Here is a 15,177-nt window from a genome sequence, read left to right on the forward strand (position 1 = left end):
GGTATGTCGTCAAAAAGATCCTACCGCTGTGGCCCTGCCCGGGCTCCGACAACACCTGGTTACCCGGAGTTAACACAAACCACACAGCGATTTCGGAACGCTTGTGCATAAAATCCCGATAATTGTCCTTAAGGAGCATTATTAATGAATTTTCTAAGCCGCCTGCGTATCCGGTCCCGGCTACTCCTCGGAGTCCTGGTCCCTGTTATTATTACAGCGGCAGCCCTGGCGTGGATCGCTGTTGCCCAGATTCAGGCCAATGGTCAGGCTGAGCTTGAGCGCCTAGGCAGTGAGTTGCTCGAAGCCCGCAAGGAAGGCCTGAAGAACGTGGTCGAAAGTGCCCGGGCGGTGGTCTATGACGCGATAAACAACCCTTCGCTGACCGAGGCCGAGGCCAAAGAGGAAGTCCGTGACCGGATCCGGGCCATGACCTTTGGTGATGAAAACTATGTATTTGCCTATGACCGGGAACTGATTAATCTAGCCTACCGGCCCAATCCGGCAGCGGAAGGCCCGACCACCAAGCCGGTGGTGCGCGACCTTGTCACCAATATCTTCGCCGCCGCGCGCAAGGACGGTTTCTACGGTTACAACTGGCCTAACCCCGGTTCCGGTGCAGAGGAGCCCAAGGTGTCCTATTCCATCGAAATCCCGGAATGGGACTGGATGATGGGCGCAGGCATCTACACTACCGACATCGAGCGCGTTCTCGCTGTGGTGCAGGAAGATATCGATAATCAGACCGAGGCAGCTCTGGGCTTCTTTGTCATGGCAGCCCTGGTGATTGGCCTGGTTGCCATAGCGATTGGCGTTCTAGTGGGCCGCTCGGTCACGGTGCCGCTGAACAGGGTAAGTAACCTGATGCAGGGGATAGCCGCAGGCGAAGGCGACCTGCGCCAGCGTCTGCCGGCTGAGGGCAATGACGAGCTTGCCGAGCTTGGCCGCCGCTTCAATGCCTTTGTGATCAAGATCCAGGACACCATCCGCGAAGTGGGCGCCACCACCGAGCAGGTGGCTTCCGCGGCGGAAGAACTGAGCCGCGTGGCTACCGAAACCCGGCAGTCTGTTCAGGTGCAGGGATCGGAAACGGATCAGATTGCCGCTGCCATCAACGAGATGGCTGCCACTGTCCAGCAGATTGCCGCCAACGCCAACGAAGTGGAAGGCGCCGCCTCAGACGCGGACCGACTGGCACGGGAAGGCGGGGCAACCATCACCAACGCCCAGGCTTCGGTCAATAAACTGTCTGAGGAGATCGCCAGCACTGCCAAGAGCATTGATGCCCTGGCGGCCAAATCCGATGATATTCAGCAGGTGCTGGACGTCATTCACGCGGTGACCGACCAGACCAACCTGCTGGCGCTGAACGCTGCCATCGAAGCGGCCCGCGCCGGGGAACATGGCAGGGGCTTCGCGGTGGTTGCCGATGAGGTGCGTCAACTGGCCCGTCGCAGCGCCGAGTCGGCCACCCAGATCCGCGACATGATCGATGGCTTTGTCACCGAAACCCGCAGCGCCGTTGAGCGAATGAAAGGGTCCAGAAGCCGGTCTGACGAAACCGTGGAGCGTATCAATCACGCTACCGACGCCTTGCGTACTATAGAGCGCTCTGTCGGCACCATTCACGAGCAAGTGACCCAGATAGCCACGGCTGCCGAGCAGCAGGGCCAGGTAAGTGAAGAGATCAACCAGAGCGTAGTGCGCATTGTGGATGCAGGCCAGCAGAGCGATACCGGTGTCACCCAGACCAACGATGCCAGTCTGGAACTGGCTCGCCTGGGCGAGAACCTGCGCCATCTGGTCACCCGCTTCAAGGTTTAAAGATACCGTGGGAGAGCGGGCCAGAGTCGTCTCTGGCCCGGCTCAAAAATCGATTACGACGGGTGGGTTCAGGGGCTTTAAACTGGCCAGACAGGTGCTGGCGTTGATAAAAGCCGTGGCCTCTGTCTCATGGCGGCCATAGCCTTCGTGAATATGGCCGAAGACATGCAGTCTCGGTCTTACCCGCTCAACAGCTGCAAGCAGGTCGGCGCAGCCAACGCTCTCGTCGTGGCTGCCGTTTGAAACCTTGTCCAGGATGCCCGCGGGCGGCCCGTGGGTGATCAGTACCTCGGTATCGTCCGGTATCCGGGCCCAACGTTCGGCCAGGGCATCGCCCCGCTCAAGGTTGAAGGCCCAATCAAAGAATACCGGTGTCCACGGGCTGCCCCAGAGTTTCAGACCTTCAATGGTTGTGCCGCTGTCTTCCAGGTAGACCGCCTCGGTCAAACGTTGCCTGGCGGCTTCGGGATCCGTCTGGAAACACCAGTCATGGTTGCCGGCAATCACCACTTTGTGGCGGTGGGGTAGCGTCCCGAGCCAGTCATTCAGATCCTCCACTTCTTCCAGTGTGCCCACGCCCAGGCAGTCGCCGGCGTGAATGAGCAGATCGCCATCAGGCACCTTCACTTGCCGGTGCATGCTATGGGTGTCGGAGATCATGACAATTCTCATGAGTACCTCATGTCGCACAATCATGGGTTCAGGTTGATCTGTGAGTCTATCATCCCCGGCTAAGGCTCTTAAGTGGCCAACTGCTACCGGAGTAGGGGGTAAATACCCCGGAAGTAGCGTTGTGAGTCGCTCGGGGGGTGTTGAGACTGAAAGGCGAAAAGAATAAAAGCCTGGAGCCTGGCCGTGCACCTCTCTAACCTGAACGCCCTGTTGATTATGGTGCTGATCGCGCTCCTGGGCATGCCTGCCAGTGCCGAAGTGCCTGACGGGCAGCAGGCTCTGATCATGGAGCTGTTCCCCAAGGCTACCCGCATCGATCCCAGGCGGGACGATTACCCCGTATATCCTGTCTATCAGCTCAACGAATTGCTGGGCTATGCCTATGAGTCCCGGGATGTCACCAATCTGGCCGGCTACTCCGGCAAGCCCATCAACCTGTTGATCGGCATCAGTGTGGATGGGCTGTTCGCCGGTGTGCATGTGCTGAACCATCATGAGCCGGTGTTCCTCCACGGCCTGGGCGAGGAGCCCCTGTTTGGTTTTGTGGATCAGTACACTGGCCGGTCTCTTACCGAGCACATTGTGGTCAACAGCAAAAAAGCCGGCACCGACGCAGCAGGGGAAGGCGGCGTGGTCTACTTCGATGGTGTCACTTCGGCGACCATCTCCGTCATTATCATCAACGATACCATTCTGTCCTCGGCTCTCAAGGTGGCCCGCAACACCCTGGAGGCTTTCGCCCAGGCACCTGCTGCCCGCCCCAAAGCAGACCTGTATGAGAAGCTGAGCTGGCAGGAGTTGCTCGACCGCCATTACATCGGTCACTGGCGGCTATCTGTCGAGGAGGCGGAAGATAGTATCGGCAGCGGGCTGGACCGATACCCGGCTGTGCCACAGCCAGAGCCGGGCGAGCCATTTACCGAGATCTTTTTCGGCTACGCCAACGCCCCCATGGTGGGGCGTAACCTGCTGGGGGATGAAGCCTATGGGCGCCTGATGGCTGATCTGAAGCCCGGTGAGCAGATGCTGGCCGTGATGTCCCGCGGGCTGTTTACCCATGTGCCTGACGACTTCCAGCCTGGCACCTCGGCCGGACGTCTGTTTCTGGAGCAGGGCCAGCTGGTGGTAGAGCTTCGGGACATGAACCGGCTCGACAGTGATACCCGCTTTCAGGCCGGCGGCATGCCCGCTTTTGACAAGGCTCACCTGTTCAAGATGGGCGGCAGCGGCGGGTTCAACCCCGGCGCTGAGGCCTCCCTTGTGCTGAGCCTGGCCTTGCCCCGGAACCACCTGGTGGTTGACCGGGCCTCGTTCCGAACTGGGCTTGACTTGCCCCAGGAGCTGTTCGAGCCGGTTGAGGCCACCCCAGAGGTGGTGCGTCAGGCGGCCTGGGTGGGCCTGTGGCAGGACCGTTGGGTCCAGATAACCATCCTGGTGGTCAGCCTGGTGGTACTGACCGTGTTTTTTGCGCGCCAGCAGTATTTCAGCCGCTATCCCAGGCTTCTTCACCGGTTCCGCTGGGCCTTCCTGTTTTTCACCCTGTTCTTCATCGGTTTCTACGCCCAGGGCCAGCTGTCCGTGGTCAATATATTCACGCTCTTCCTGTCGATCTACGATGGTTTTGACATTGGCGTGTTCCTGCTGGACCCGGTCATTTTCCTGTTGTGGATCTACACCTTTGTTACCCTGTTTATTTGGGGCCGAGGCCTGTTCTGTGGCTGGCTTTGTCCCTTTGGAGCCCTTCAGGAAATGGCCTCCTGGCTGGGCAAGAAGCTGTCCATCCGGCAACGACGGGTGCCGGAACGCTGGCATCGGCGACTGATCGGCCTCAAATATCTGATCCTCATAGGTCTGGTCGGCACCTCTTTCTATTCCCTGACACTGGCAGAGCAGCTGGCGGAAGTGGAACCCTTCAAAACCAGCATCACACTCTTTTTCTGGCGCTACTGGCCCTTCGTGCTCTACGCAGTGGGGCTCTTGGTGGTGGGGATGTTCGTGCACAAGTTCTTCTGTCGCTATTTGTGTCCGCTGGGTGCGGGCCTGGCGGTGCTGGGCCGGTTACGCCTGTTCAGCTGGCTGGAACGGGTGGACCTGTGCGGGTCGCCCTGTCAGATGTGCAAGCGCAAATGCGAAATCAACGCCATCCGCAGCGATGGCCGGATTGACTACGATGAGTGCATTCAATGCCTCGAATGCGTGGTTATTCTGCGTGATGACACCCAGTGCGTGGACAGCCTGCTCAAGGCCAAGCAGCAGCGGCCCCGGATCCAGGCCGTAAACGTTGGCTGAGCCGGGCCAACGCAAAGAGCCAAACGTCGCGCTAGAAAAACAGGCCTTTCACCACCAGGCCTGCGCCGGACACAAGTAACAGCACACGGCAGATCCGGGTAAAGGTGGCACCGTCTACCCGGCCCTGAATGCTGTGCCCCAGCTTTACCCCGACCCAGGCTGCCGGCAGCAGCAACAGTGAGATGAACAGCAGGCGCCACTGCCAGAAGCCGTTGAGGCTGTAAGGCACGATTTTCACCAGGTTCATCACCCCGAACAGAACGGCCGCTGTTCCCAGCCACGCTAGTTTCGGCAATTGCCTGCCCAGAAAATAGACGTTGATGGGGGGCCCGCCTGCGTGTATTAAGGTACTGGTGAGGCCGGATACCGTGCCCCAGAACCAGCCGGCTTGCTGAAAGCGCTGCAGGGAGCTGGAAATGCTCTGCCAGCTGGCGAACAGGATGGAAATAACCCCGGTGATCAGCTCCAGAGCCGACGTCGCCAGAACGCCCATGGCCAGGCCACCTAGCACGATGCCCACAAGCGCCGCCGGCACAATGCGTTTGAGTGTTTCCAGGCTGGCATGCCGACGGTACAGCTGTATGGTTTTGGCATCCATGAACAACAGCACCGGCAGCATGATGACCGTCGCCATGGGCAGGGGAATGACCAGCGCCAGCAGCGGCACAGCCAGTACCCCGGCTCCGCCGGCGAATCCGGATTTGGATATGCCGGTAAGAATGACGCCCACCACTGCCAGCAGCCAGAATAGGAGGGTATCGAAGGGAGCGGGCATGTCGACAACCTCGTGGCATTTTCGAAAGAGGGCTGGTCAAGCGCCTATACTGATAGTTAGCCTGCAACCTGTCCAGGCGAACACTCCCGCCTGCCCGTAGAGATTGAGCCAGGAGGTTGAATGAATACGTCGAAATCACTGTTTGAGGCGACGATGAAAAATCCGATGATCAGGAATCTGCTGTGCGTACTGGCGGGCTGTATTGCGGCGGCGGTGGCCTACTGGATCATTTCGCGTCCGGCCTTTGCTGAGCTATTGCCCTCTGCGGCACCCTGGATGGCGGCAGCCCTGCACTTTGTCCTTGGCATTCTCTGGGCCCACCAGAAACTGTCCCCCCCGGTTGAAGAAAAGCATCAGACCTGAAAAAGCCTGCTTTCGATTGGACGCTTGCGCTCCGGCTATTCTAGGATAGCAGGACGTTGGTGGGATTCTGCAGTTACCACTGTAACTCCACGTGAACAGGATGATCACGATGCCGACAAATCATATTGCCCATGAGTTTTCCAACCAGCCCCGAAAAACCTGCCTTGCCACGTTGATACTTGGTATCTCATTAGCCGTATCTGCCCCCGTCCAGGCCCAGTCTGAAGACAAAGAGCCACCTAACGAGGTGGGTATGCAGGGGGGCACTATCGAAATCGAGGAACTTGCGACCCTGGAATTTCCCTGGGGCATGGCGATACTGCCCGGTAACCGGATGCTGATTACCGAGAAACCCGGGAACCTGAGGGTATGGAGCGATGGCGAGTTGTCCGACCCGGTCAAGGGCGTTCCAGAGGTGCACTACGAGGGCTCCGGGGACCAGGGCGGCCTGCTGGATGTGATTCTGGATCCGGAGTTCGACAGCAATAACCGAATCTACCTCTCTTACACTGAAGCGGCCGACAAACAGCCTGAGGACCTTCGGGATACCAAAGACGTGCGGTTTGCTGATTACATCGACACCTCCCGGTCCACCCTTCGCGGCGGTGCGGTTGCCCGGGCCACGCTTGACGGCAACCAGCTGAAGGATGTTGAGGTGATCTGGCGCCAGGAGCCCAAGACCATCGGCCGTGGTCACTTTGGCCATCGCATGGTGTTCGGACCCGATGACAAGCTCTTCATCATGTCCGGTGATCGCATGCGATTTGAACCGGCACAGAATCTGAACACCAACCTTGGCAAGGTCATACGGATCAACCGGGACGGCTCGAACCCGGAGGACAATCCCTCCTTTGATGAAGAAGACGCCCGGGGTGATATCTGGTCCTATGGCCATCGAAACATATTGGCGGCCGCCTTTGACCCGGAGACAGACAAGCTCTGGACATTCGAGATGGGACCGCTCGGCGGCGACGAGGTCAACCTGATAGAAAAGGGCAAGAATTACGGCTGGCCAACGGTCAGTAATGGCGCCCAGTACAACCGCGACCCCATTCCGGGCCATCCTGGCACCGATGAGTTTGAAGATCCGATACGCACCTGGACACCGGTGGTTTCGCCCTCTGGTGCCATGTTCTACGACGGCACGCTGATTCCCGAATGGCAGGGCAGCCTCTTAGTGGGAGGTCTGTCGTCCAAGTCTATTGTCCGTTTGGAACTGGACGACGAGCGCATCGCAGTTGAGGAACGCATCGACATGCAACGCCGGATACGGGATCTGAAGCAGGCCCCCGATGGCTCCATCTATGCGCTTGTGGACGCAGAAGAAGGCAAGCTGCTGCGGCTTATCCCGGAGCGGACCGATGCCGGTCGCCCGGTAGCGGCTCCTGAAGCTGAAGAAGACGCGCAAAACTGAAGACCAGAGGTGTAACCGACTAAAGGGCTGTGTAAACAGCCAAGCCCACTTCCACAGTGGGCTTTTTTACGACTTCTCTTCGGAAAGCATCCAGCCAGCAGCCTTCTCGGCAATCATCAGGGTGGGTGAGTTGGTGTTGCCACTGGTAATGGTGGGCATGATGCTGGCATCGGCCACCCGCAAGCCGGTGACACCGTGAACCCGAAGGTGCGAGTCCACGACCGCCAGCGGGTCGTCCTCCCTGCCCATCTTTGCCGTACCGACCGGGTGGAAGATCGTTGTGCCAATGTCCCCGGCCAGCCGCCAGAGATCTGCGTCGGTCTGATACTGAACCCCGGGTTTGATCTCCTCCGGCTCGTAGCGGGCAAAAGCCGGCTGCTGGGCGATGCGGCGGGTCAGGCGGAGGGAATCTGCAGCGACCTGCCGGTCTTCATCGGTACTCAGGTAATTGGGTGAGATGGCCGGTGCCTGGGTCGGGTCGGCGCTCCGGATCCGCACATGGCCGCGACTGGTCGGGTTGAGATTGCACACGCTAGCGGTGATGGCCGGGTAGTCGTGCAGGGGCTGGCCAAAGGCTTCCAGGCTCAGGGGCTGGACGTGGTATTCCACGTTGGGAAACTCGTGCTCGGGCGAGCTGCGGGTGAAGGCACCCAGTTGCGACGGTGCCATGCTCATGGGCCCGGTTCGCCTGGCGAGATACTCCAGGCCGATGCCCAGCTTGCCCCACAGGGTAGACACCATGGTGTTAAGGGTCTTGGCATTGCTCACTTTATAGACTGACCGTATCTGCAGATGATCCTGCAGGTTTTCGCCCACCCCGGGCAGTAGGTTCACCGGCTCGATGCCATGCTGGCGAAGGAGCTCTTCCGGTCCGATACCCGAGAGCTGGAGCAACTGGGGTGTACCGATGGCCCCGGCGCTGAGCACGGTTTCCCGGGTTGCCGACACCCTCAGGGTTTCACCTTGGTGAACGAGCTCGAGACCAGTGCAGCGTGGTTTCTGGCCTTCAGAGTGACTGAACAGGAGCCGCCGTACTGGAGTGCTGTGCCACAGGGTGAGGTTGGGGCGCGAGTTGAGCACCGGCCGCAGGAAAGCCTTGGCGGTATTCCAGCGCCAGCCACTGCGCTGGTTCACATCGAAATAGGCCACGCCTTCATTACTGCCGCGATTGAAATCGTCAGTGGCCGGAATACCCTCCTGCTGGGCCGCTTTGGCGAAATCATCGAGCACCGCCCACTTCAGCCGCTGGCGCTCGACCCGCCATTCACCGCCATGACCATGGAAGGGCTCGAAATCTTTCGAGGTGGTCGGGTCGTCCAGCCGGTAATGGTCTTCGTGACGAATAAAATCCGGCAGGCAGTTCTGCCAGCGCCACGCCTCGTCGCCGCACATCTCAGCCCAGTGGTCATAGTCCCGGGCCTGGCCGCGCATGTAGATCATGCCATTAATGCTTGAGCAGCCACCGAGGACCTTGCCCCGGGGGTAGATCAGCGATCGGCCGTTGAGTCCGGGTTCCGGCTCGGTCTTGTAGAGCCAGTCGGTGCGGGGGTTGTTGATGCAGTAGAGGTAACCTACAGGAACATGGATCCAGTAGTAGTTGTCCCGGCCGCCGGCTTCCACGAGCAACACCCGGTTGGCGGGGTTCTCGCTCAAGCGGTTGGCGAGCAGGCAGCCCGCGGTACCCGCGCCAACGACGATGTAGTCAAACTCATGCTCGGGCATTGTTACCGGGTCTCGCTTGTTCTGGCGTTATTGTCTTGTTGTGCAATTCTCGTTTGGTTCAGTCTAGCGGAATGCAGTCACGGATGCTGAACTCCCGACCGATACATTAGTTGGAAGGCCGCGCCCTTGACCACCCGTACCCACTCAGCCAGACTACTGTCTAAATATACAGTTTTCATGAGCAGCATGCCCCAGGTCCAGCCCATCAGTTTTATCACCATCAGGCGCCGGTTTGACTTTCGCAGTATAGAAATCGGGCGCTGGGTAACGGAGCCCGAACGTGACCGGGCTGCGGTCCTGTTCTACCAGGCCCTGTGTGATCTGATGGGTCTGCTGCAGGCACCGGAAAAACTGATTTCGTTACGGCAGAACCTGGGGCTGCAATATGGTATTGGCGGCAGGCCAGGGGTCTCAGCTCACTATATCCCCGCGACAAGGCAACTGGCGCTGGCCAAGAACGCCGGGGCCGGAAGCCTGGCCCACGAATGGTTCCACGGATTTGACCATTATATCGCCGGCAAGGCTTTCCCCGGCAGCCCTGGCCAGACCTTTGCCAGCAAGGCCTGGATAAACAGCCGGACCATGAGTCCACACCCCCTGAACACCTTGTTGGCGGAGTGCTTCAAGGCGATCCTCCTGAATAAAAAGGGCACCGACCCCAGCGAGCTTTTCCTGTGCTCGCGACAGGCGGACCGGGCCTGTGGGGTGCTCTACTACGCCAGGCCGGAAGAGCTGGCGGCCAGGGCTTTTGAAGCCTTTGTGGAGGATGCCCTGCCACATAACCGGTTTCTGGTCTCGGGAAGCCGGTTTTCCCGGGAAGCGAAGGAGGGGCTTTACCCACAGGGAGAGCAGCGTGGGCGAATCAATGGCGCCTTTGGCCGATACTTCGCAACGCTGGGAGCCGCACTTTATCGACAGCAGGGCAAAGCCGGGTAAGGTTTCAGGGTATGATTGGGCACGTGTTCGGCCCGCTCATGATTGGAACCGGTTATGAATCGCAGACAGAAACTCGCCCAGTGCCTCGGATGCTTCCTGGTACTCTTCCTTATACTCCCGTCTGCTCAGGCCCGGGAGAGCAGTGACCGGTGGCACGATCTGCGTTCCGCCTTTGAACGCGGGGCCAGCCATGGCACTGCCTGGAGCGTCGGCTGGGGCTCGGTCTATGGTATTTCCCTGGCCCACAGTGTCTATGTAATCCAGGATCCCTCGGATTCTGAAGCACGGCTGGACGCCCAGGTGGCCGGAGTCAAATCCGCTCTGGCCTTGGCAGAGACATTTCTGAGTCCACAACCCCATGCAGAGGCTCTTGAACGGTTTAACCGGCTGGCTGACGAAGGCGACCCGGAGGCGCTGAAGCAGGCAGAGCAGCTAAGGGCTGAGGTGGCAGCAGAAGAGCGCCGGCTTCGCAGCCTGGATGCCCGCATTCGCCCGCTGGTGGTCAACCTGCTCGGCGGCCTGGTCATTGCCATCGGAGATGACCGCCCGGGCGACGGCGCGATCAGTTTCGCCACCGGCATGCTGGTCAACGAACTCACCCTCTGGAGCCAGCCCAGGTCGCTTTCCCGCCTGGGAGCCGCACCCGGAGGCGAGCTGAGCCTGCAGATGGGCAGGGGCCGGCTTGACGTGCAGTACAGCTGGTACGTCAGCCCACAGCAGGCGGGTTTGCAGGTCAGGTTCTAGCAGCGCCATTGCTTACCGGCGGCTCTTCGTGACCAAAGCAGCCTACCTCTGGTGCTCAGAACTGAAATCTCGGGTAAAGAACATCCTGCTCCAGGTGAACCTGGGTGGTGAGGCTGAGGTCCAGATCCTGGAGTCCATTAAACAGGCGCTGCCAGGACCGGCATGCCCCTTCCGGAGCTCGATAGCCATCGGTGAGCGCTCGGATTTCATCCAGTATTCCGTTCAGGACTTCGTGCTCTGTGATCATCTGGCTGATCGGCGTGCTTGGCTGAGGTGGCTGGTCTCCGGCCATCTTGGCGAATACGTGTTCCCGCTCCCGTTCCAGGTGTTCCAGATATTCCTGCTCGAAACGTTTAATCAAACGGGTCAGGCCATGGGGCGCATCAGCGTGTTCGCGGTGTACCACTTCAACTTTTCGAGCCAGTCTGTGTAGCTCCTCAAGCTGTTCAGTGTGCTTGGCATGGTACTCATCTGTAATTAAACCAAGAAGCGAGTCCGTGTCCAGCTTGGCCATGGCGTGGTCATCGATGCTGGTGGAGGTTGTCTCAGGGCCATTCTGTGAAGCTGTCCGGTCTGTCATAGCTGCGTCCTCATGTCGTCTTCGTACAAAGATATATTTAGCATGAATCTTAATGAGCGGCAAGCGGGCTTTGCTGGATCTGCGGGGAAACATGATATAGCTGGTGCCGAAACAGCGACGCTAGCTGTCGACCTTGCTCAAGGCGCTGTCCTTGTGCATCGCGATATGATCGGTTTTATCACTCTTGATCTCGTATTGCGGTTCGTCTTCGCTGGCTCGCCTGTTGTGGCCTTTGTATTCCGTATCACTGGTGTGAACACGAATGATCCGTCCACTGACGTGGCCGGCTTCGGAATTCCAGGTGACGTGGTCGCCCACTTTGAAGCGTTGTGCCATGGCTTGCCCCTTGCACATGATAGCTTTCCGGTATCGTTTCCTTATGACCTTACAGCGCTCGCTTACAACTGGTCAAGGTTACGTTCTCAAATCTCCTTGTCTTGAGCAATGGACCAAAACCCGACCATCATCAGCCGAACCATTAAAGTTGTGATGGCGTTATTTGCCTATCGACAGTTCCTGGTCTAAACATACATGTCAGGGTTTGGTTAACAGCATGGGCCGTCTGAGCCAGCTGCTTGAAAAATAAAAAGTCCACATTTGACAGGAGGTCGGATGCAACAGAAAAAATTCTACGGACCGCTACGGATAGTCAGCTATCTGGTTCTGCTCCTGATGGGGTCGGGCATTGTCTACGCTGCCTCCATTTCAATTATGCATTGGACCGGCATCACCGTTTAGGGTGAGGGATAGCCATGACTAACCGACAGGCCCGGATTTTCGCGATTGCCTCTACCGCCATAGCAGCACTGGCGTTTCTCGTGCTGACCCTCGACAGTCACCGCCAGTTCGGTGAGCTGACGAATGCCGACGCGATTACGCCGGAAGTGACCCACGGCAAGGATGTCTGGCACAAATACAACTGCATCAACTGTCATACCCTGTTTGGTGAAGGCGCTTACTATGCACCTGATCTGACCAAGATCACGCAGCATCGTGGTGATGCCTACCTTACCGCCTACATGCGTGACCCCTCGAAATTCTATGACGAGAAAATCCATCGTCGTCTCATGCCGACCCAGGATCTGAGTGAGAAAGAGATAGCGGACCTGATCAAGTTTCTTGACTGGGTTGCGAATGTGGACAACCAGGGGTGGCCTCCACGCCCCATTACGGTCACGGGCAGTGGTATGTCATCGGGTGTGGTTGCGCAGCGCCAGCCCGAGGGCACCACACCGGTGGACGCGGAAGACGACCCGCGGGCCAAGGGCGAGCAGATATTCCGTACCGCCCAGCCGGGCTGTACTTCCTGCCATTCCATTGAACCGGGTGTCGATATGGCCGGCCCGTCGCTGGCAGGTATGGCGACCCGTGCTGAGGAAACCCTCAATTCACCGGAGTATGAGGGTGACGCAACGGACATTGAAGGGTACATCCGTGAGTCCATTGTGGCCCCCAGTGCACATCTGGTTCCGGGCGAGATGTACTCTTCAGGCGGCACCTCCTTCATGCCCACCGGTTACGACGAGAGCCTCTCCGAGGATGAGCTCAGCCAACTGACCGCCTATCTGGCAACGCTTAAATAACGCTTCACCGTATCTCGTCAACATACGAGGCAGGAAGCCAGAAACTTCAAGGAGAATAAGAATGCGGTACAAATCGCAATCCGTCGCCTACTGGTACTTTGCGGTCGCCATGGTGCTGTTCGGGCTCCAGCTGGTATTTGGCCTGTTGTCAGCCGCAAAATATCTGGGCCCGGATCCGCTACTCTATATTCTGCCGTTTGACGTCACCAAGGTGATTCATACCAACTTGCTGATTGTCTGGGTGCTGACAGGCTTTATGGGCGCCACCTACTGGTTGATTCCGGATGAGTCGCGGACTGAACTGCACAGCGTCAAGCTCGCCTACCTACAGCTGATTCTGTGGACCGGCATGGGTGTGACTGCGATCATCGGCTATCTGTTCCGCTACGGCACCGGCAACAAACTGCTGGAACAGCCATTGCCTCACAAGATCGTGATCGTTATCTGCATGCTGATCTTTCTCTACAACATCAGCATGACCATCAAAAAGTCAGGCCGTTTCACCACCACAGAAGGTGTTCTGCTGATCGGGCTGTTCAGCTCGGCCGTGCTGTTCTTCCCGGCTTTGCTGCACTACGAGAACTATACCGTCTCTATCTTTTACCGCTGGTGGACTATCCACCTCTGGGTGGAGGGCGTCTGGATGATGATCATGGGCTCGTTCCTGGCCTATCTTCTGATCAGGCTGTCGGGGGCGGACAGGGAAGTGATGGAAAAGTGGCTCTACGTCATTGTCGGGCTGGTGTTCATCGCCGGCATACTCGGTACAGCTCACCACTATTACTGGGTTGGTGTCCCCCAGTACTGGCTGCCCATCGGCGGGCTGTTCAGTGCTCTTGAACCTGCGGCCCTGGCGGGTATGGCGGCCTTTGCCTACGCTGCCATGCGTCGGTCAGGTCTGGCGCACCCCAACACCCTGGCTCTGCACTGGACCATCGGAAGCGCCGTCTTCGCGCTCTTTGGTGCCGGCCTGTTAGGCTTGGCCCATACTTGGCCCGCGGTGAACAAGTGGACCCATGGCACCCTGATAACGGCCATGCACGGTCATGCGGCGTTTTATGGCGCCTATGCCATGATCGTGCTGGCGATGATCACTTATGTGCTGCCGAAGATGACCAACCGTGCGGAGAACGGCACCACGCTTGGCTACTGGGCGTTCTGGCTGCAACTGGCCGGTATGTTCGGCATGACTCTGTCGTTCGCGACTGCAGGCCTTGGCCAGGTCTATCTTGAGCGAATCATGGGCATGGGGTATCTGGATGCCCAACTGAAGATCCAGGTTCATTTCCTGATGCTGATCGCTACGGCCTCGGTGTTCACGGTGGGCGTGGCATTGTTTATCTATGATTTTTTCCGGTACCGGCCTCACTTTGAGACTTCTGAGGAGACGCTTGTGACGACCACCGGTCACGAGCGAACGGCGTGATCGTTTCTACCGAAACGCTGCATAAAATCCGTGACAAGAGTCCGGGCGCAGAGCCTTTCTACCTGCCAACCGGTAATGAAATCGAGATATTTGAGCAGTGCCATGCCCAAAATCTCGCTGTCATGCTCAAAGGTCCCACCGGGTGCGGCAAGACCCGCCTGGTGGAGCATATGGCCTGGCGGCTGGGGCGGCCGCTGGTCACCATTCCCTGCCACGACGATCTGGCTGCCAGCGATCTGATCGGTCGCTTCCTGATCCGCCATGACGGCACTCACTGGCATGACGGACCCCTTACCAGGGCCGTCCGGGAAGGCGCCATCTGTTACCTGGACGAGGTGGTTGAAGCACGCCAGGACACCATCGTTATTCTCCATGCACTGACGGATCACCGGCGGATATTGCCAATCGACAAGACCGGTGAAACCGTTAAGGCGGCGCCGGGGTTCCAGTTGGTCGTTTCCTATAACCCAGGTTACCAGCGCATGCTGAAAGATCTTAAACCCTCGACACGCCAGCGTTTCGTCGCGATGGATCTGGACTTCCCTGTGGCCGAGCGGGAGCTTGCCATAATCAGGGAGGAAAGCGGGGCAGACCATGCCACTGCCCACGCCCTGGTGTCGCTGGCCCATCGGATCCGCGTCCTGCGGGACCGAGGTCTGGCAGAAGTCCCGAGTACCCGCCTGTTGATAGCGACCGCGTTGCTGGCAGCGAAAGGTATACCCATCCGCGAAGCCTGCTATGCAGGACTTATCTCTCCGTTATCTGATGACGAATCGCTGGTAGGAGCCATGCGTGATCTGGTTGACGCGACCTTTGTCTAGCCTGTCCCGGAGCAGGCACGCCCTGGTGGCA

At 58.7% G+C, this 15,177-nt stretch carries 15 protein-coding genes; 10 read left to right on the forward strand and 5 right to left on the reverse strand.

Annotated elements, in window-relative coordinates; translation table 11 throughout:
- Positions 1 to 144: 144 nt before the first annotated feature.
- The gene (locus tag G7W63_RS18525; RefSeq protein WP_166261900.1) at positions 145 to 1,821 is read left to right on the forward strand and encodes a methyl-accepting chemotaxis protein; all 1,677 of its coding nucleotides are present in this window, start codon (positions 145 to 147) and stop codon (positions 1,819 to 1,821) included.
- 42 nt (positions 1,822 to 1,863) lie between these two features.
- On the opposite strand, the gene G7W63_RS18530 is transcribed toward G7W63_RS18525, so the two are convergent.
- On the reverse strand, positions 1,864 to 2,493 hold the full coding sequence (locus G7W63_RS18530) for a metallophosphatase domain-containing protein (RefSeq protein WP_166261902.1): 630 nt from the start codon (positions 2,491 to 2,493) through the stop codon (positions 1,864 to 1,866).
- Positions 2,494 to 2,676: 183 nt separating this feature from the next.
- On the opposite strand from G7W63_RS18530, the gene G7W63_RS18535 reads away from it, so the two are divergent.
- The gene (locus G7W63_RS18535; protein ID WP_341273696.1) at positions 2,677 to 4,782 is read left to right on the forward strand and encodes a 4Fe-4S binding protein; all 2,106 of its coding nucleotides are present in this window, start codon (positions 2,677 to 2,679) and stop codon (positions 4,780 to 4,782) included.
- 31 nt (positions 4,783 to 4,813) lie between these two features.
- On the opposite strand, the gene G7W63_RS18540 is transcribed toward G7W63_RS18535, so the two are convergent.
- Positions 4,814 to 5,557: a sulfite exporter TauE/SafE family protein gene (locus G7W63_RS18540; RefSeq protein WP_166261904.1), complete on the reverse strand. Its 744-nt coding sequence runs from the start codon at positions 5,555 to 5,557 to the stop codon at positions 4,814 to 4,816.
- 120 nt (positions 5,558 to 5,677) lie between these two features.
- On the opposite strand from G7W63_RS18540, the gene G7W63_RS18545 reads away from it, so the two are divergent.
- Both G7W63_RS18545 and G7W63_RS18550 read left to right on the forward strand, forming a co-directional pair.
- Positions 5,678 to 5,920 (forward strand): hypothetical protein, encoded by a 243-nt coding sequence (locus tag G7W63_RS18545; protein ID WP_166261906.1) that lies wholly within the window; start codon positions 5,678 to 5,680, stop codon positions 5,918 to 5,920.
- A 109-nt stretch (positions 5,921 to 6,029) separates the two neighbouring features.
- The gene (locus tag G7W63_RS18550) at positions 6,030 to 7,334 is read left to right on the forward strand and encodes a PQQ-dependent sugar dehydrogenase (RefSeq protein WP_207308997.1); all 1,305 of its coding nucleotides are present in this window, start codon (positions 6,030 to 6,032) and stop codon (positions 7,332 to 7,334) included.
- A 66-nt stretch (positions 7,335 to 7,400) separates the two neighbouring features.
- On the opposite strand, the gene G7W63_RS18555 is transcribed toward G7W63_RS18550, so the two are convergent.
- Entirely contained in the window at positions 7,401 to 9,056 is a 1,656-nt protein-coding gene (locus G7W63_RS18555; protein WP_166261908.1) for a GMC family oxidoreductase, read from the reverse strand.
- 177 nt (positions 9,057 to 9,233) lie between these two features.
- Here G7W63_RS18555 and G7W63_RS18560 point away from each other — a divergent pair, with 177 nt between their 5' ends.
- Both G7W63_RS18560 and G7W63_RS18565 read left to right on the forward strand, forming a co-directional pair.
- A complete protein-coding gene (locus tag G7W63_RS18560; RefSeq protein WP_166261910.1) occupies positions 9,234 to 9,992 on the forward strand; it encodes a CLCA_X family protein in 759 nt (252 codons plus the stop codon).
- Positions 9,993 to 10,046: 54 nt separating this feature from the next.
- Positions 10,047 to 10,736: a hypothetical protein gene (locus G7W63_RS18565; protein WP_166261912.1), complete on the forward strand. Its 690-nt coding sequence runs from the start codon at positions 10,047 to 10,049 to the stop codon at positions 10,734 to 10,736.
- A 55-nt stretch (positions 10,737 to 10,791) separates the two neighbouring features.
- On the opposite strand, the gene G7W63_RS18570 is transcribed toward G7W63_RS18565, so the two are convergent.
- Entirely contained in the window at positions 10,792 to 11,316 is a 525-nt protein-coding gene (locus tag G7W63_RS18570; RefSeq protein WP_166261913.1) for a hemerythrin domain-containing protein, read from the reverse strand.
- Between the two features lie 120 nt (positions 11,317 to 11,436).
- Complete coding sequence (locus G7W63_RS18575; RefSeq protein ID WP_166261915.1) at positions 11,437 to 11,652, reverse strand: hypervirulence associated TUDOR domain-containing protein; 216 nt, start codon at positions 11,650 to 11,652, stop codon at positions 11,437 to 11,439.
- Between the two features lie 276 nt (positions 11,653 to 11,928).
- Between G7W63_RS18575 and G7W63_RS20145 the strand changes: the two genes are divergently transcribed.
- The 4 genes from G7W63_RS20145 (at position 11,929) to G7W63_RS18590 (ending at position 15,146) form a co-directional block, all read left to right on the forward strand.
- Positions 11,929 to 12,054 carry a hypothetical protein gene (locus tag G7W63_RS20145; RefSeq protein WP_278185434.1) on the forward strand — a complete coding sequence of 42 codons (126 nt, stop codon included), beginning with the start codon at positions 11,929 to 11,931 and terminating at the stop codon, positions 12,052 to 12,054.
- Between the two features lie 14 nt (positions 12,055 to 12,068).
- Positions 12,069 to 12,899, forward strand: coding sequence for a c-type cytochrome (locus G7W63_RS18580; protein WP_166261916.1), 831 nt, complete (start codon positions 12,069 to 12,071; stop codon positions 12,897 to 12,899).
- 61 nt (positions 12,900 to 12,960) lie between these two features.
- Positions 12,961 to 14,325 carry a cbb3-type cytochrome c oxidase subunit I gene (locus tag G7W63_RS18585; RefSeq protein ID WP_166261918.1) on the forward strand — a complete coding sequence of 455 codons (1,365 nt, stop codon included), beginning with the start codon at positions 12,961 to 12,963 and terminating at the stop codon, positions 14,323 to 14,325.
- On the forward strand, positions 14,322 to 15,146 hold the full coding sequence (locus G7W63_RS18590; protein ID WP_242634494.1) for a CbbQ/NirQ/NorQ/GpvN family protein: 825 nt from the start codon (positions 14,322 to 14,324) through the stop codon (positions 15,144 to 15,146). The genes G7W63_RS18585 and G7W63_RS18590 overlap by 4 nt, the downstream gene beginning before the upstream one ends.
- Positions 15,147 to 15,177 lie beyond the last annotated feature (31 nt).

This window comes from Marinobacter salicampi, from assembly GCF_011074795.1.
Taxonomy (GTDB): domain Bacteria; phylum Pseudomonadota; class Gammaproteobacteria; order Pseudomonadales; family Oleiphilaceae; genus Marinobacter; species Marinobacter salicampi.